This window comes from Dyella sp. PARNA 12/25 (genome assembly GCF_055702865.1).
Genome location: NZ_JBVQCI010000001.1, coordinates 667,913 through 684,294, shown reverse-complemented (window position 1 = coordinate 684,294; position 16,382 = coordinate 667,913). Strand labels below are relative to the sequence as shown.

The 16,382-nt window shown below is 61.3% G+C and carries 15 protein-coding genes and 1 tRNA gene; 5 read left to right on the top strand and 11 right to left on the bottom strand.

Annotated features, from left to right (window positions below):
• Nucleotides 1-147 precede the first annotated feature (147 nt).
• From pstC to phoU, 4 genes are all read left to right on the top strand, one after another.
• Complete coding sequence (pstC, locus tag AC0GUR_RS03325; protein WP_472876045.1) at nt 148-1,164, top strand: phosphate ABC transporter permease subunit PstC; 1,017 nt, start codon at nt 148-150, stop codon at nt 1,162-1,164.
• A complete protein-coding gene (gene pstA, locus AC0GUR_RS03320; RefSeq protein WP_472876044.1) occupies nt 1,164-2,039 on the top strand; it encodes a phosphate ABC transporter permease PstA in 876 nt (291 codons plus the stop codon). Before pstC ends, pstA begins: the two co-directional genes overlap by 1 nt.
• Nucleotides 2,032-2,847: a phosphate ABC transporter ATP-binding protein PstB gene (gene pstB, locus AC0GUR_RS03315; RefSeq protein ID WP_472876043.1), complete on the top strand. Its 816-nt coding sequence runs from the start codon at nt 2,032-2,034 to the stop codon at nt 2,845-2,847. Before pstA ends, pstB begins: the two co-directional genes overlap by 8 nt.
• 94 nt (nt 2,848-2,941) lie before the next feature.
• Entirely contained in the window at nt 2,942-3,676 is a 735-nt protein-coding gene (phoU, locus tag AC0GUR_RS03310; RefSeq protein ID WP_472876042.1) for a phosphate signaling complex protein PhoU, read from the top strand.
• Between the two features lie 69 nt (nt 3,677-3,745).
• On the opposite strand, the gene sugE is transcribed toward phoU, so the two are convergent.
• The 4 genes from sugE to rnr all read right to left on the bottom strand — a co-directional run bounded on the left by sugE (nt 3,746) and on the right by rnr (nt 7,838).
• On the bottom strand, nt 3,746-4,069 hold the full coding sequence (gene sugE, locus AC0GUR_RS03305) for a quaternary ammonium compound efflux SMR transporter SugE (RefSeq protein WP_472876041.1): 324 nt from the start codon (nt 4,067-4,069) through the stop codon (nt 3,746-3,748).
• Between the two features lie 129 nt (nt 4,070-4,198).
• Nucleotides 4,199-4,489: a CBU_0592 family membrane protein gene (locus tag AC0GUR_RS03300; protein WP_472876040.1), complete on the bottom strand. Its 291-nt coding sequence runs from the start codon at nt 4,487-4,489 to the stop codon at nt 4,199-4,201.
• Nucleotides 4,486-5,232: a 23S rRNA (guanosine(2251)-2'-O)-methyltransferase RlmB gene (gene rlmB, locus AC0GUR_RS03295; protein ID WP_472876039.1), complete on the bottom strand. Its 747-nt coding sequence runs from the start codon at nt 5,230-5,232 to the stop codon at nt 4,486-4,488. Before rlmB ends, AC0GUR_RS03300 begins: the two co-directional genes overlap by 4 nt.
• Nucleotides 5,229-7,838: a ribonuclease R gene (rnr, locus tag AC0GUR_RS03290; protein ID WP_472876038.1), complete on the bottom strand. Its 2,610-nt coding sequence runs from the start codon at nt 7,836-7,838 to the stop codon at nt 5,229-5,231. The genes rlmB and rnr overlap by 4 nt, the downstream gene beginning before the upstream one ends.
• 146 nt (nt 7,839-7,984) lie before the next feature.
• On the opposite strand from rnr, the gene AC0GUR_RS03285 reads away from it, so the two are divergent.
• Nucleotides 7,985-8,069 (top strand) — tRNA-Leu (locus AC0GUR_RS03285).
• A gap of 427 nt (nt 8,070-8,496) precedes the next feature.
• Here the strand turns inward: AC0GUR_RS03285 and AC0GUR_RS03280 are convergent.
• The 7 genes from AC0GUR_RS03280 to AC0GUR_RS03250 form a co-directional block, all read right to left on the bottom strand.
• A complete protein-coding gene (locus AC0GUR_RS03280) occupies nt 8,497-8,793 on the bottom strand; it encodes a hypothetical protein (RefSeq protein WP_472876037.1) in 297 nt (98 codons plus the stop codon).
• A 9-nt stretch (nt 8,794-8,802) separates the two neighbouring features.
• The gene (locus AC0GUR_RS03275) at nt 8,803-9,234 is read right to left on the bottom strand and encodes a hypothetical protein (RefSeq protein ID WP_472876036.1); all 432 of its coding nucleotides are present in this window, start codon (nt 9,232-9,234) and stop codon (nt 8,803-8,805) included.
• 1 nt (nt 9,235) lies between these two features.
• The gene (locus AC0GUR_RS03270; protein ID WP_472876283.1) at nt 9,236-9,769 is read right to left on the bottom strand and encodes an HNH endonuclease; all 534 of its coding nucleotides are present in this window, start codon (nt 9,767-9,769) and stop codon (nt 9,236-9,238) included.
• A 164-nt stretch (nt 9,770-9,933) separates the two neighbouring features.
• Nucleotides 9,934-14,430 (bottom strand): phage tail protein, encoded by a 4,497-nt coding sequence (locus AC0GUR_RS03265; protein WP_472876035.1) that lies wholly within the window; start codon nt 14,428-14,430, stop codon nt 9,934-9,936.
• The gene (locus tag AC0GUR_RS03260) at nt 14,427-14,849 is read right to left on the bottom strand and encodes a C40 family peptidase (protein ID WP_472876034.1); all 423 of its coding nucleotides are present in this window, start codon (nt 14,847-14,849) and stop codon (nt 14,427-14,429) included. The genes AC0GUR_RS03265 and AC0GUR_RS03260 overlap by 4 nt, the downstream gene beginning before the upstream one ends.
• Nucleotides 14,839-15,789 (bottom strand): DUF2163 domain-containing protein, encoded by a 951-nt coding sequence (locus AC0GUR_RS03255; RefSeq protein WP_472876033.1) that lies wholly within the window; start codon nt 15,787-15,789, stop codon nt 14,839-14,841. The genes AC0GUR_RS03260 and AC0GUR_RS03255 overlap by 11 nt, the downstream gene beginning before the upstream one ends.
• Nucleotides 15,789-16,379 (bottom strand): DUF2460 domain-containing protein, encoded by a 591-nt coding sequence (locus AC0GUR_RS03250; protein WP_472876032.1) that lies wholly within the window; start codon nt 16,377-16,379, stop codon nt 15,789-15,791. The genes AC0GUR_RS03255 and AC0GUR_RS03250 overlap by 1 nt, the downstream gene beginning before the upstream one ends.
• Between the last annotated feature and the right edge of the window lie 3 nt (nt 16,380-16,382).

Sequence of the window (16,382 nt, the reverse complement as noted above, 5' to 3'; positions counted from 1 at the left end):
CTTAACCTAGCCGCTTGACCGCACGACCACGGCCGCCCGATTAACCTCGGGCGGCCTGTCGTTGAAAGGCGCCGGGAACGGCGCACCGTCCACCGACCGGACAGGCCCTCGTGCCGGCCGGACCGAACGTTGAGGGAACCACTGCACATGCAAGCGAATGTTGGCGCTGTCGCCTCGACCATGGCACAGGAAGCGCGTGCGCATCGCGACGCAAGACACGACAGGCTGTTCAGCTGGGTGCTCAAAGGCTGCGCCCTGCTCGTGCTGGCCTGTCTGCTCGGCGCCGCTGGCGCCACCCTGTGGGGCGGCCGCCACGCGTTCGGCACCTTCGGCTGGCATTTCCTGATCAGTGACGCCTGGGATCCGGGCTCCGATACCTACGGCGCACTCGTGCCGGTCTACGGCACCATCGCCACCTCGGTGATTGCCCTGCTGATCGCCGTGCCCGTGAGCTTCGGCATCGCGCTCTACCTTTCCGAAGTGGCGCCGCCCTGGCTGCGTACGCCGGTGGCTTCGGCCATCGAATTGCTGGCCGGCATTCCTTCGATCATTTACGGCATGTGGGGCCTGTTTATCTTTGCGCCCTTCTTCGCCGATCACATCAAGCCCTGGATGACCAACTATCTGGGCAACAAGCCGGATGACGGCAAGCTTTCCTGGGTTGCCCAGCACACTTTCCTCGGTAGGCTGTTCGGCAGCGACTATCCGTTCGGCGCCAGCATTCTCACCGCAGGCATCGTGCTGGCAGTGATGATCATCCCGTTTATTTCCTCGGTGATGCGCGAAGTGTTCCAGACCGTACCCACGCGCCTGAAGGAATCGGCCTATGCGCTGGGCTCCAGCACCTGGGAAGTGGTGTGGGACATCGTACTGCCCTACACCCGTTCGGCCGTGATCGGCGGCATTTTCCTGGGCCTGGGTCGTGCACTGGGCGAGACGATGGCCGTGACCTTCGTGCTGGGCAATGCGATGACGCTGTCGGCTTCGATTCTCGATCCGGGCGCATCGATCGCATCCACCATCGCCAACCAGTTCAGCGAGGCTGCAGGCCTGCAGAAGTCGACGCTGATGGCGCTGGCCTTCCTGCTGTTTGTGGTGACCTTTATCGTGTTGCTGATCGCACGCTGGATGCTGCGTCAGCTGGCCCATAAGGAGGGCCGCTGATGGCTACCAATTCGTATCTCTATACGCACCGTCGCATCAAGAACATCGTGGCACTCACGATGAGCATGATCGCCACGCTGATCGGCCTGATGTTCCTGGCCTGGATCCTGTGGGAAACACTGCGCCAGGGCATCGGCGCTCTGCACCCGCAGCTGTTTACCAAGATCACCGCCTACGGCGAGGATGGCGGCCTGGCCAACGCCATGGTCGGCAGCCTGATCGTTAATGCCATCGGCATCCTGATTGCAACACCGATCGGTGTGCTGGCCGGCACCTGGCTCGCCGAATACGCCAATGGCACGAAGCTCGGTGAATCGATCCGCTTCCTCAACGACATCCTGCTGTCGGCACCGTCGATCGTGCTGGGCCTGTTCGTTTACACCATCGTCGTGCTGCCGACCACCGCACTCACCAGCGGCTCGACCACCTTCTCCGGCTGGGCGGGCGGCCTGGCGCTGGCGCTGATCGCGCTGCCGGTGATCGTGCGCACCTCGGACGAAATGCTGCGCCTGGTGCCCTCCACCCTGCGCGAAGCGGCGCTGTCGCTGGGCATTCCGCAGTGGAAGCTGACCCTGCAGATTCTCGTCCGCGCGGCTCGCTCGGGCATCATCACCGGTGTGCTGCTGGCCTTGGCTCGCATCAGCGGTGAAACCGCCCCGCTGCTGTTCACCGCGTTTGGCAACAACTACATGACCTTCAACCCGTCGGACAAGATGTCCAGCCTGCCCCAGGTGATCTACCAATACGCCAATGATCCGGGTGACGCGATGCACGCCATCGCCTGGGCTGGCGCGTTCGTGCTCACCATGTTCGTGCTGCTGCTGAGTCTTGCTTCCCGTCTGGTCCTTTCACGCAACAAGGTGTCCCATGACTGAGTCCGCCGCCGCCGGCATTCACCCGCAGTCCGCGGCCACGTCGGCCCCTATCGCGCCCACCAAGCTGAAGGTGCGCGACCTGCACTTCTACTACAACGGTTTCCATGCGCTGAAAGGCATCAACATGGATATTCCGGAGAAGAAGGTCACGGCCATCATCGGGCCCTCCGGCTGTGGCAAATCCACTTTGCTGCGCATCTTCAATCGCATCTATGCGATCTACCCCAAGCTGGAAGCGAAGGGCGAGATCGTGCTGGACGGCGAGAACATCCTCGACTCCAGCTACTCCATGAACCGCTTGCGCAGCAAGGTCGGCATGGTGTTCCAGAAGCCGGTGCCGTTCCCGATGACCATCTTCGAAAACGTTGCCTACGGCATTCGGCACCACGAGCGACTGTCGCGCGCCGACATGGACATCCGCGTGGAGCAGGCTCTGCGCAGCGCCGCCCTGTGGGACGAGGTGAAGGACAAGCTCAAGCAGAGTGCGCTCGGCCTATCCGGCGGTCAGCAGCAGCGCCTGTGTATTGCGCGCGGCATCGCGCTGAAGCCGGAAGTGCTGCTGCTGGACGAACCGACCTCGGCGCTTGACCCGATTGCCACCGGCCGCATCGAGCAGCTGGTGGAAGAGCTCAAGAGCCAGTACACCATCGTCATCGTCACCCACAACATGCAGCAGGCGGCCCGTTGCTCGGACCTCACTGCTTTCATGTACCTTGGCGAGCTGATCGAATTCGATCGTACCGAGCAGATTTTCACCAAGCCCGGCAAGAAGCAGACCGAGGATTACATTACCGGTCGCTTCGGTTAATCGCTATGCTCCCTCTCTCCTGCGGGGAGAGGGTTGGGGTGAGGGGCGGGACTTGCCACACCCTTATCTATTTCTCGCATCACGGAATCTAACCATGAGCGGCAGCAGCAAAGAACACATCATCAAGAGCTACGACGACGAGCTGACCCGCCTCACCGGCGAAATCGTTCGCATGGGCGAGCTTGCGGTGACCCAGCTGGAATCGGCCATCGACGTCATCGACCGCCGCGACGAGCGCGCCGCGCAGCACGTGGTTAACAACGACGACGCCATCGACCAGCTCGAGCAGGAAATCAGCCACGACGTGGTGCGCCTGCTGGCCCTGCGCGCACCAATCGCCGGCGACCTGCGCAACGTGTTCGCCGCGCTGCGCATCGCCGCCGATATCGAGCGCATCGGTGACTATGCCGCCAACGTGGCCAAGCGTTCCATCCCGTTGTCGATGGTGGCTCCCATCGCACCGACCAGCGGCCTCGGCTATCTCGCCGAACTGGCCGCGCAGGAAGTGCGCGATGTGCTGATCTCCTATCGCGACCGTGATGCCGAGCGTGCGTATCAGGTGTGGAAGGATGACGCCGAGCTGGACGAAGCCTATACCGGCTACTTCCGCCAGCTGCTGACCTACATGATGGAAGATCCGCGCAACATCACGCCGTGCACGCACCTGTTGTTCATGGCCAAGAACATCGAGCGCATCGGCGACCACGCCACCAACATTGCCGAGAGCATCTGGTATCAGGTCAACGGCGAACCGCTCAACGCTCAGCGCGCGAAACGCGATTTCACCTCCAACCCGGAGCTGACCAAGCTGGGCAACAAGGACAACTGATTGCCCAACGCTTGAAGCAAGAACGCCCCGGACCAAGATCCGGGGCGTTCTTGTTTAGTGGGACTACGATCAGGCCGGCCCGCTGGTGAGCTTCAACCCCACCATGCCTAGCATCACCAGGCCCACGCAGGCCAGGCGTAGCGGCGACGCCGAGTCACCGAACAGCACGATGCCGAGAATGACCGCACCCACGGCGCCGATGCCGGTCCAGATGGCATAAGCGGTACCGATCGGCAAAGTCTTCACGGCTATGGCAAGCAGGATGATGCTGGCGGTCATAGCAGACAACGTGATGACGCTCGGCCACAAACGGCTGAAGCCTTCGGTGTATTTGAGCCCCACCGCCCAAACCACTTCGAACAGGCCGGCGAGAGCAAGATAGATCCAGGGCATGATGCGCTCCTCTGGATGAAGAGCAGGGTCGTCCCCGCTGGAGAAACAGGCGTGCGAGGTCGTCCTCGCAGACCGGCCCTATTGCGGGGCCGGTCATTGCATTTTACACGAGCCGCCTGAATGCCCTGTTCAGTGTGCGATCTTGTCCGCGATATCGCGTGCTTCACGACGAGCGCGCGCCGTATGCGTTATGCCGTACACGCCAATGCCGATCCAGGCGATTTGCATCAGAAATGCCGGCCAATTCATGGGCGACACACCAAACACCAACGACAGCGCCACACCGGTCGCGCCCAAGATATTCATCAGCTGATAGCCGAGCCCGTTACCACGCAGCTTGCGTGCCTGCAGCAGCAGGAACGCAAGCAGCACCAACACCACACCGATATAACCGGCCCAGTCGTGCCACAAGAAGGTCATCGTTTTTCACTCCTTTGACGCAGTGCTTCGAACAGGACCACGCCGGTGGCCACCGAAACATTGAGGCTCTCCATGGTGCCCGGCATGGGAATTTTCGCCACGAAATCACAGGTCTCTCGCGTGAGGCGGCGCATGCCTTCACCTTCACTGCCAAGCACCAGTGCCACGGGACCTTTCATGTCGATGCTGTAGATGCTGGTATCCGTATCGCCGGCCAGGCCGGTAATCCACACACCCGCGTCCTTGAGCGTACGCAATGCACGCGCAAGATTGGTAGCGGCAATCAACGGTACGCGATCAGCGCCACCGGCGGAGGCACGGCGCACCACCGGCGTCAGGCCCACGGCGCGATCCTTCGGCACAATCACCGCAGTGACGCTCGCCGCCGCCGCGCTGCGCAGACAGGCGCCGAGGTTATGCGGATCGGTGACACCATCCAGCACCAGCACCAGCGCATCCTGCCCTGCCGCTTCCACCAGGCCGAGGATATCGTTCTCGTTGCCCATCGGCGGCGCTTCATACAGCGCCACCACGCCTTGATGGCGAGCTTCACCCGCCAACTTGTCGAGCTGTTCGCGCGGACGATGGTGCACCGGAATGTTCAACGCTTTGGCCCGCGTGGCCAACTCCTGCACACGCGCGTTGCGCTGTCCCTGCTCCACCAGCACTTCGCGCACGCGCGACGCGTCGTTGGTCAGTGCGCCTTCGACCGGGTTGATCCCGACAATCCAACTCTCACTCATCGTTTGCCTTTGTTCTTGCCGGCCTTGCGGACCGTGGAGGTTGCTTTCGTCGCTGCGGCTTTCACGGCAGTCAGCTTGCCCTTGGCTGCCGACTTCACCTTGGCGAATACGCCCTTGCCGCCTGCTTTCTTCTCGCTTGCCTTCGGCGCTGCCTTGCGTTCCACCGGGGGTAGTGGTGGCAGGTTGACCGCGGGGCCGGCATTATCGCGCGTCGCCGGGCGATCCGTCCCCTTGCGGCCGTGCGGCAGTGAGTAACGCTCGCCCGCGGCAGCATAGTCGTAACGACGCTCACCACGCGGCGGCTCGGGAGTTTTCTCCTTGCGCGGCGACACCAGGCGGAAGTCGATCTTGCGATCCTCCAGACTTGCGCGCAGCACCTGGATGCGCACGTGATCGCCCAGGCGGAACTGCATACCCGATCGCTCACCCTTCAACAGATGACGTACCGGATCGAAGTGATAGTAATCGTTGGACAGCTGGCTGATATGCACCAGCCCCGACACCTTCGATTCGTCCAGCTCGACGAACAAGCCGAACGAGGTGACGCCGGTGACGGTACCTGCAAACTCCTCGCCCACGTGCTTGGACATCCACGCGCACTTGAAGCGCTCGTCCACATCGCGCTCGGCTTCCTCGGCGCGGCGTTCGCGCTGCGAGCAGTGCACGGCCATCGCCGCCATCTCGCCGGGGCTGTAGCTGTACGCAGAAGGTTTGCCGCCGGCGATCGCGTAACGAATCGCGCGATGGACCAGCAGGTCCGGGTAGCGGCGAATGGGCGAAGTGAAATGCGCGTAGGCCTCGAGCGCCAGGCCAAAGTGGCCGCGGTTGTCGGGCTGGTAGGCCGCCATGCTCTGCGAGCGCAGCAGCACGGACTGGATCAGTTCGCGCTCCGGGCGATCCTGCACCAGTTTCAGCACATCGGCAAAATCACCGGGCGTCACCTCCTCCACCGACGGCATGCGCAACTTGAACTCGCGCAGGAACTGCTGCAGGTCCTCGTACTTCTCGGCCGGGGGCGGCTCGTGCGCACGGAACAAGGCGGGGATCTTTTTCTTTTCGAGGAACAGGGCCGCCTGCACGTTGGCGGCGATCATGCACTCCTCGATCAGTTTGTGCGCATCGTTGCGCTCGGTGGCGCTCGCCGCCTCCACTTCGCCTCGCTGATCGAGGCGGAACTTCACTTCCGGCGTTTCGAAATCGATAGCGCCACGCCGTTTGCGCTGGGCCGCCATCAGCTTGTAGAGCCCGTGCAGATGTTCAATCTGCGGCATGACGTCGGCAAGCTCGTGGCGTGCGTCCGCATCGTTGAGGCCAATGGCCTGCCACACACGGTCATAGGTGAGCCGCGCATGCGAGCGCATCACCGCGTTGTAGAACTTGGAGCGGGTCACTTCGCCTTCGGCGTCGACATGCATGTCGCAAACCATGCACAGGCGTTCGACCTTGGGATTGAGCGAGCAGATACCGTTGGAAAGCGTCTCCGGCAACATCGGCACCACGAAACCCGGAAAATAGGTCGAGGTGCTGCGCTCGTAGGCTTCCTTGTCCAGCGCGGAGCCGACCTTAACGTAGTGGGATACATCCGCGATGGCCACCACGAGCCGGTAACCGCCGCCCCGCTTGGGTTCGGCGTAGACCGCATCGTCAAAGTCGCGCGCATCGGCGCCGTCGATGGTGACCAACGGCAGCGAGCGCAGATCCTCCCTGCCCTCGCGTTCGGCCGCCGTCACCTGTGGCTCCACCTGGGCGGCTTCGCGTGTCACCGCTCCCGGCCAATCGTGCGGCAGGTCGTAGCTGGCAATCGCCATCTCGACCAGCAACGACGGTTGCAGGCGCTCGCCCAGCACAGCACGGATCGCTCCCATGGGGCCACGATGCGGCGTGGGCGGGTCGGTGATCTCGGCCACCACGATCTGGCCCGATCGCGCCGCCATGTCCTGGCCGGGCACGATCATCACGTCCTGGTGCAGGCGGCGATCATCCGGTGCCACCAGCGTCACGCCGTTTTCAATGACCACCCGCCCGACCAACCGCGGCGATCGGCGCTGCAGCACCTCGACGATGGCACCCTGCCGGCGACCGCGCCGGTCGAGGCCGACCACGCTGCCCAGCACGCGATCACCGTGCAGCACCGTGCGCATCTGCTGTGGTGAGAGGTAAAGATCCTCACTGCCGTCATCCGGCCGCAGGAAGCCGTAACCCTCCGCATTGGCCAGCACCACACCCTGGATCAGGTCCAGCTTGCTGACAGGCGCGTAGCCGCCCCGGCGACCCAACAGCAGCTGGCCGTCGCGCACCATGGCGCCCAGGCGCTTGCGCAAGGCATTGAGCTCGTACTCATCGAAAAGTGAGAGCGCCTCGGCGATGCGCGCCTCGGTCAACAATTCGCCGCGTTTTTCCAGCAGCTCCAGGATGGACTCGCGGCTGGGGATGGGACGCTCGTAGCGCTGCGCCTCACGTTCCGCATGCGGGTCGCTGACGACACCGACCTGACGGCGAGACGGCGCGATGGCCGAGCGCTTGATACGGGCAGCGCCCTTCTTCGGCGCCGACGGGCCGTGCTTGGCTCCCTGCTTGCCGTTGCGCGGTTCTTTTTTTCTGGTCACATCCTTGCCTTTACTTGGTTTTATGGGGGCGTTGGAACGCACCTGACGCGTTCCGATGAAAAATCAGTGAAAGAATAGTTGACAACTCACCGACACATGCCTAATCTACGCGGCTCACGCAGACCACTTAGCGAAGCGTGACACCTGCCCAGGTGGCGGAATTGGTAGACGCACTAGTTTCAGGTACTAGCGGGTAAAACCGTGGAGGTTCGAGTCCTCTCCTGGGCACCAACACAATACGCATTTGCTGAGGTTCTAAAGCATCTGGCGTAATTTTGACGAGAAGCCACCCATGAGGTGGCTTTTTCGTTTCTTGTATCGCGATAGGTCATGGGTGCCATTCTACCGGCATGACGCGCTGATGCGGACAGTCGCTCATCCTGAGATGACGCAGGCCTACCCTTCCCCCATGGGCCGCAAAGTCAAATTCTCCACCATGGGTCACGCTGGCATCTGCAACGTGTGCCGGCGCCATTGCTTCCTGCACCAAGTGGGGATGACGTGTTTCCACTGTGGCCAGGGCGAGTTTGTCCACCGTCGCTACTTGGAACAACGTGAGTGTGACTGCCGCGCCGCGCCAGGATGCCCGATCTGCGGCGGTGCCGGGTTTACGGCTATTCCCATCGAGACAGAGAAGGTCTGGGAGTACCTTCAGGAATCAGGCGTCAGGCTTGAGCCCTAGCGCGATGTCGCAGTGGTCTGGCTGAAATAGTGCATACAGCTTGCAGCCGATACAGCCCCAGACCTCACCGCGGTTACGCGCCAGCGCCGTCCGCGCGCTGATCGTCGTGTCTGGCTTGCCGTTGAATCCGGTGTTGACCGTGATGTCGATAGCGCGAGCGATGGCGAAGGCCTTGGCCGGGTTGGTGACGATGAATACAACGTACTGGCACAGGGTCAACACCAGGCCAAACACCAGGAGCGGCAGGACGAACAACAGGAACAGTCGCTTCATGGGTAGTCCTCAGAGAAGGCTGCCAGTCGCCGCTGGCCCGATGTGTGCCGCCGTCGCGATATTCGTGCGAATGGAAGCGTTCTGCATGGTGGTGACGTGAATGGGGTCGTTCCAGATCGTCGTTGCCTCGCCCAGCACCGCCAGAAGTGCCTGTTTCTGGATACCGGGCACGCCGCCACTGTTCGACACTTCAGTCTGGTTGGACGTGTGCGTGAAAACTGACGTGATCGGCTGGCCGTTGGCGTCAAGAAGATCCTTTCCAGTCGCATCCACCACGCGCGCCAAGGATTTGAACGTAGGGTTACCACTGGTTGGCTCCGTATCCGTCAGGCAATAGACGGCGACGTAGTTGCTCGTATCGGTCAGCTGGACAACGAACTCGTTAACCGAGGCGTCCAGGTTTGCAACGAACGGAGTCTGGGCGGGTTTCGTATAGGCCATCTCAAATGCCTTTGTAGGTTGTTCCGCGGACTACCCTGTACATGCTCACATAACTCATGGAGTAGTCACGGCTTAGCTGGGCCACTGACTTTCCTGATGCGCGAATTTCCCTAACCTGTTCGTCAGTCAAAAGTGCCTGATAGCTACGTGAGCCACGGAAGTGTCCAGGGCGCTCTTTCACGTGCCCGGTGACAGATGACCATGTCTGACCAAGTTTTATGCTAGCGACGGTAGGTTGAGGAACTCCATGGTCACGAGCTATCTGAGCCTGCGGCCTTTTATCGTTGTAGATGGATAGTACGGTCGAGTTAGATAGCCTCGAATGAGGGCTTAATTCTCCGACCCTTACAGCAGGGAACGGCCGCCCCTTAACGGACCTTCCGCGCTCTGCCTTCTGCCTCTGGTTTTCAGCGTGAGTGCCTAGGCTTAAATGATCTGGGTTGACGCAAGAAGGATTATCGCAAGAGTGAAGAACAAGCATTTTCTCGGGTATCTCACCCTTGAACAGAATGTACGCCGCTCGGTGGGCATGCATGAGTCTGCCAAGCGAGAAATATCCATAGCCCTGCCTGTCCTTTGATGCTGCCCATTCAATACATCCAGAGTCGCATGAACGGGTTTTCTCTATGAATCTAGATAGATCACTCATGGTTATCTCCAATGAACTCGAGTGATTATCATACATCAATAGTGTTATGACTACGGCTTGGCTATTACATTGTGGGAGTAGACGCGGTGCGACGGGTCAGCGCCAGCCGCGTAACTGCAACCGCCGTAGTGCTGGTGACAAACTTCCTGCTCACCGATGTCGATCACGCTGACAACGGTATCTATGCCCTTGTCCGTGACGACCTCCAGGCCTTCCATATCAGGCGCATAGGTCATGCCACCAGAAGGCAGATCGAACGGCGTGGATGCGCTGCACTCAAGCACCGCGCCACGCTCCGTGGTGATACGAACGCACGGCTGCATGGACTTCTCCATGCCCAGCATGCGACGGCGGAACTTGCGCAGGCCCGAGGTAGGAATGTCGAGGCAGTCAGCCAGGTAACCCTTTTCGGCTTCGTCAGCCTGGGTATCCTCATCCAGCCACATGTGAGCGCAGACGCATGCGCCGCCACCACCACCGCCACCACCACCCGAGCCGCTACCACTGGACGGGTACGACACGGATACCGGTCCGACGTAGACGAATCCGTCACCGCTATACACGTCGTTTCCATTCGTTGTGGCCACCAACGTCTGAGCGCCGCCCGCGAAGTTCGGATCGTTCATGTAGAGGTAGTAAGTGACGGTTGCGCCATTGCTACCCGTCACGCTCGCGCTGCTGGCGTTGTAGCTCGTGCTGACGCTGCCATTGAGCACCGTGAATGCACCGACGCTGATCGTCGCTGTGGCCGGTGAACCAGCCGTGGCGCTATAACTGATCGTCGTCGGAACCTTGGCCGGGATATTGGTTACCGTGCGCTGCTTAAGATTTCGCTGGTCACCGATCTGCGCGCCACTTCCGGCCACGCGGGTATCGTTGACCGTGACGACGACAGCGTTGAAAAGCGCGTAGCTACTTGCGGTGGGACAGCTGAGCACAATCTGCGCAGTAGCCGCGCTCGCCGGAACAACACCTGACCCGACACACTTCTGCCAGGACTGTGACGAATTGAAGGCCGATATGCCGCTTATGTAGGCGCCTGCCGAAGTATAGAATGAGACAACTGCGGCGGAGAAATTGGCACTTGCCGCGTAGATTTGTGCGGCTATCGAGATAGTGTCCCCTGGCTTTACATTGAACGTCTTTCGCGCCACCGCTGTAGCGCTTGTCGTAGTACCGGAATACAGAACCAGGTACTGCGATCCGTAGTTAGGCGCCGGAGACGACGACTGATAGAAAATGGTGGCACCCGCACCCGACACAGTCCAGCCCGGAGGGGCACCAGTTGAAAGCGGGGCCAGCTGAAACATGCCATTGTCGATATCCAATGCAGCGCCTGTTCCAGTTGGCTGCATATTGCGTAGATACGTCGCGCCATCAGGCACCTCATCAATAGACGACGGGTATTGCGTGCAGACCACATTGTCGATGAGATACGAACCTACGGAGTGCCCGGAGGCCGCGAGGCAGGTGCGCGCGTACTGCGTACCAGCTGGTGCAGTACCTGTCGCCACCGAGCCGCCAGCGTTATTGCCAGAGATGACATTGCCGAAGGTCGTGCCGATCTCGGCTAACGACCCGTTGAGCCAGGAAATGTAGACGGAGGCGCTGCCGTTGGGTGAATTGATGCCCTTGACCCAACCCTGCGACTTATAGACCTGCCCCGCCTGACATGGCGTGGTGGCGTTGTTGCGATAGGCGATGGTTACAACGGTGCCGTTGCCATCGCGTCGCGCGCAGTTGGGCGGCACGCCAGGGGTAATGCCCGAGGTGTCGACGTACCATGGGCTGACGCCAGAATCAGGCGTCCAACCGTATCCAACCGGCGAGGCGTCAAAGCCACCATTGATGACGGGCGGCGTAGCAGCTGCCTGGGTGTTGTCCGCATTCGGCGACGCCGGCTTCAGCGAGTCGACCGTCTGGCCTCCGCTGTAGTTGACCTGGCCTGCCGCGGTAACGAACAAACCGTTGAGTTTGTCGAACCGAGCAATCCAGCTGTTGAGCGCCGCCGCCGTGGTGGAACTGGTGTTGTTAGCGACGATGACGACATAGGCGACGGCATAACTTGCGCCAGCCGGAACGGTTACCTGACTTTGCGTGACGGTTTGGTATGCCCCTGTGGATGCGTTTGCCGCGGCATTCTGAGCTGCGAGTATGTCGCCGCCCGAAACCTGAGTTCCTGCCTGATTGAAGAACAACATGCCAACGGCCATCGTCCACTGAATCGTGGAGCCGTTACCACCACCGCTATCGGTCCGAATGTCACCATTGAAGGAAAGCAGCTGGCCCGGTGCCACATAGATCGGTGCGGACACGACCCGACATCCTGCCGTTCCGCTCGCAGCAAGCGTTGTCGGGGCCGATAGCGCAATCGACAGATCGCTGGTTCCCACATCGGGCGTCGAGGTATCGCGACTAGCAAAGAACTGTCCAGTGTTCGAATAGATGTACCAGCTATCGCAAACCGGTTGGCCCGTAGTGAACACGGCCAATGGCGCGTTGATGTTGTTCAGCTCGAAAGAGGGGTTGGGGATGAAGTTGGAGCCCGATGATGGGGTGGCGTACTGGCCTGCCAGCTGGTCATAGAGCTTTGGTGCTGCTAGCACATCGGACGCGCCGATGACATGACTGTAGGCCGTAACCGCCGACAGCTGTTCCATCGCGCCGCCGAACACGTTGAAACTGGTGAACTTGAAATAGGACGTGTTGCTGCGCTTTCCCCTGTCGTAGGGAATGCGGAAGATGGCCTCATCGAGGCGAACGAACACGTCACCGGACACATGCGCCTGATTCGTAGACCCGTAGCCGCCACGGCGCAAGTAGCTGAGGGAGTACGAGAGCGTGCCGGTGAGAGTCGCCGTTTCAAAGGCGATGAATTCGCCACCGCTCGCGCCACCAATGAAGGCCATCTGCCGCCAGTTGTCGGCGTCCGCCTGGCTGCCGCTGTTGAGCTGGCCACGCAGCAGGGAGAGCTGTGCCGTATTGGTGGTGTCGGGATCGCTACCGACAGCGAGGGCGGCCGTCAGTGCGCCGTAGCGAGCAGGAGCTGTTACGCGGCCGACGCGCTGATAGGTGATGTTGTCCTCGGATGCCCACACGTCGCAGCCGCCCCAGTACTGGCCGATGCCAGCGACGGCGATCCATGTCTCGAAACCGGTGGGCGTGAGCAGGCCGGGCGCGTTGAAGATGACCGGCTGGGACACGCTGCCAGGCGATACGTTGAAGTCCTGGGAGTAGCCGCCGCTGTTCTGTGGTGCGTACTGCGGTGCCGAGGCCACGCCGATCGGCAGCTCTTCGGCCTCGAACTCCAGCTCGTCGTTCTGCTCCGTCACCTTCGTGATGCGGACAAGCTCATTGCTCAGGCCGGCATTCGGGTCCGTCAGGGTGACGATATCCATCGGCTCAAGGAGCATGTACCGGATATCGGTGCGGAACCGGTAGGTCTTTCGGATATACAGGTCGCGCTGAAGCATCAGCTGGGCGACATCGCGCGCTACCTGGGCACTCGTGATGCCGTTCACCTGAACGCTAGACATCGGATACGGGCCGCGCTGGTCGATATCGGCCTGGTCCTTGGCCTCCTGCGTCACCGTGTTATAGCTGTTGTTCCGGTCGTTGTACTCGATGCGCACGGAGTTATGGCACTGCTCCAGATCCTTCCAGTCCAGCTCCACGCCCGACTGGCTGCCCTGCTCGTACTTGAAGTCGTTGGCGCCAAGGGAATAGATGGGCGTCACGTTCGGCGTGTACGAGCCGTAGCTGCTCGTGATGGGCACATCGCCATACGGCAGAAACAGGAGCTGGTTGTAGCTCCACACCGGGGCCACGTTGCACCAGGTGGACATGTCTTTCACGAAGTCCGCAGCGGTGCGCTGTTGGTCCTCCATCGGCGACATGAACAGGCCGCGCGACAGGCAGTAGTTTGAGAGCTGCGTCGTGCTACCGAGGTAGCCACCGAAGCCCGCGCCGTGCACTGGGTCGGTCAGGTAGTCGGTGAGGATGTCGGATGGCAGCGCATCATCGACGGTGCCGGCGTTGTAGGGCTTTAGGCCCTTCACCTCAAAGTTGAGATTGGGGAGACCCGTGCTTGAGCCGAGTTGCAGAGCGGATGCAGCGACGTAGGCCATGCCGCTGTATGGGATCGCCTGCGAGGCGTTGTAGCCCTGCAGCCAGGACCAAGGCGTCTGCGGCGTGGTGCCGTTGAATAGCGTGAAGCCAAGGTCGCCCAGTGAATGCAGCTCCTTGTCCTTCCACACCGTGCCGACACCGTTGATTGGTCCCTCGCACAACAGCATGAGGAGGCCGGTCGAGTAGGTGTAGCTGGTGGAGGTTGTGTTGCCACCACCGCCGCCCTTGCCGCCCGATGACTGCGACGACGTATGCGGCGTGGGCACCCAGTTGCCATACCAGCCAAGATTGCCTGCGACGCGGTTCTTGCCGTAGACAATCGGCAACACAGGGCCGAACGTACTGGTCTGGACCTGCAGTGCAGAGACAGCCTTGCTCTTCTGGCTCGTCGCTTTCTTGCCGCCGAACAATCCGGTCACGGGGTGATGCTCCAGAAGGAATGGAGGCGGTCCGCAAAGCTGCGGATCTCGTCCTCGTAGCAGCCCACGCCCGCATAGGCGTGAACCATGGTGGAGGGGGAAGTCAGGATGCCGCTGTGGCTGACGGTGCGGCCGAAGCGGAACAGGGCGATGTCGCCGGCCTGCTGTTTGCCTTCGTCGACGCGGTAGGCCCACGTCTCGAAGTTGAGGAGATAGCGCTCCTCGTCCCGGTGCAGGTGCCAGTGAAAGGGGTACGGGCGTGGGTCGGGTACGTCGAACAGATCTAGGTCGTGATAGACGCGCCAGGTGATCATGGCGCAGTCGACGCCGCTGCCCTTCACGTCGGCGCAATGGTGATACGGCGTTCCTATCCAGCTGCGCGCTTCAGCGACAACCGCCTCACGCCAATCAGTACGCATAGGTCCCGCGGCCTTGGCTGGACGACTTGCCAGAGCCACCAATCGCGCCGCCATAGCTCCCCGTATCGGCAGACGTACCGGCAACGCCAGCGCCACCCTCAAGCGCCGTTTCAGGATCAGGCACATACGGCGCGCCCTTGAAGTGCTGCAGGTTGTTGTACGTGCTGCATGCCGCCTGCGAGCGCAGACAGCCCTGCTGAATGTTGAAGGTGTCGCCATTGGCAGGCACGTACGGCAGCGGGTACGCCAGATAGACGACGCCGCCGAGGTTGTAGCGAATGCTTCGCGTGACGCCGGAGTTCGAGCCCGACGTGAACGTGATCTTGCCCAGGTCAAACTGGTGATCGGTCAGGCCCGATGCAGTCGGCTGAAGCTGCGTGCCACCGGTACAGGTTCCGGGGAACGTCACCGTCGCCTTATTGAATCCACACCCACCATCGCCAAAAGCGTTGTTGCATTGCGGTTGGATGATCGTGCGCGGCATCGCAATGCCGAGCTTGCCGACCATGCTCTTGACCGTGAGAGTCGCGACGCCGCCCAGTGACTTCGGCGTGGACACATAGCCAAGGAACCAGCCGCAGATGCCGGGCGACGTATCGGTCCAGCTCGATAGCACCATCTTGTCGATCTGCACGATGGCGTTCGTGAACAGGCCTGCGGCCACGGCCGTCATCAGCGGAGCGCCAAAGAACAACAGCGCGCCGTCGTCGTATAGCTCGATGTCGATCTGGTCGGGCGACGTGCCGATGGCCTGCGCAGTGCCCAGCCGCGACCACTTCAGGCCGTGACTGTAGGTATTGCCGCCCACCGTCAGGTCGACGTCCGCAGACGTGAACCGGTACACGGTGTTCCACTGCGTGGTGATCGTCAGGAGATCGGCGCGCAACAGCGTGCCACCTCCGAACAGGATGTTCTGGAAGGCCGCGGAGACGTTTTTCATTAGAGTTTGATGGATTGAAGCCCGATGGATTTTGCCGACCACAGGTTGATGAGTTCCTGGGTGACCTCAGGGTCGTCCTGCAGCATTCGGCAGAGGAAGTAGAACGAGCCGGACCACGCGATCGCAGCGCCGGAGGCGGGAGCGGTGGTGAACTGGATCAGGCCGTTCGCCCCAAGCGTGTAAGCCGCTGTCGGCGTGCCACCCACCGTGATCTGGCTGATGACATTGGGCTGCTGGACCGGCTCGACGTAGTTGCCATAGGCGCGAGCGAGGTAGAAGTTCTTCGTTACGCCATCACCCGTTCCGAGGGGTTGCGCGGTTACCGCGTTGTCTTCGGGGTCGGCGAAAAGGAACGGCAAGGCCATGCCCTGCAGGCTGTTTAAGAAGCCCACCATCTGGGCAAGCTCCGCGAACGTGCCGTAGCTGCGCATCACACCGATATCGAACGTCCACTGATACAGCGGATAGCTCATGTAGGCGATGCGCGTCTCCTTGCCGGAGATCGCCGACTGCACGCCAGTACGCCACACGAGTTTTCGCTTGATCCCGATAGCTAGACCGGGAAGCGTCGGAAATACCGGGTAGGTCATGGA

Coding starts and splice junctions, on each gene's coding strand:
- pstC (WP_472876045.1), top strand. CDS start 148: ATGCAAGCGAATGTTGGCGCTGTCGCCTCGACCATGGCACAGGAAGCG.
- pstA (WP_472876044.1), top strand. CDS start 1,164: ATGGCTACCAATTCGTATCTCTATACGCACCGTCGCATCAAGAACATC.
- pstB (WP_472876043.1), top strand. CDS start 2,032: ATGACTGAGTCCGCCGCCGCCGGCATTCACCCGCAGTCCGCGGCCACG.
- phoU (WP_472876042.1), top strand. CDS start 2,942: ATGAGCGGCAGCAGCAAAGAACACATCATCAAGAGCTACGACGACGAG.
- sugE (WP_472876041.1), bottom strand. CDS start 4,069: ATGCCCTGGATCTATCTTGCTCTCGCCGGCCTGTTCGAAGTGGTTTGG.
- AC0GUR_RS03300 (WP_472876040.1), bottom strand. CDS start 4,489: ATGACCTTCTTGTGGCACGACTGGGCCGGTTATATCGGTGTGGTGTTG.
- rlmB (WP_472876039.1), bottom strand. CDS start 5,232: ATGAGTGAGAGTTGGATTGTCGGGATCAACCCGGTCGAAGGCGCACTG.
- AC0GUR_RS03280 (WP_472876037.1), bottom strand. CDS start 8,793: ATGAAGCGACTGTTCCTGTTGTTCGTCCTGCCGCTCCTGGTGTTTGGC.
- AC0GUR_RS03275 (WP_472876036.1), bottom strand. CDS start 9,234: ATGGCCTATACGAAACCCGCCCAGACTCCGTTCGTTGCAAACCTGGAC.
- AC0GUR_RS03270 (WP_472876283.1), bottom strand. CDS start 9,769: ATGCATGCCCACCGAGCGGCGTACATTCTGTTCAAGGGTGAGATACCC.
- AC0GUR_RS03260 (WP_472876034.1), bottom strand. CDS start 14,849: ATGCGTACTGATTGGCGTGAGGCGGTTGTCGCTGAAGCGCGCAGCTGG.
- AC0GUR_RS03255 (WP_472876033.1), bottom strand. CDS start 15,789: ATGAAAAACGTCTCCGCGGCCTTCCAGAACATCCTGTTCGGAGGTGGC.
- AC0GUR_RS03250 (WP_472876032.1), bottom strand. CDS start 16,379: ATGACCTACCCGGTATTTCCGACGCTTCCCGGTCTAGCTATCGGGATC.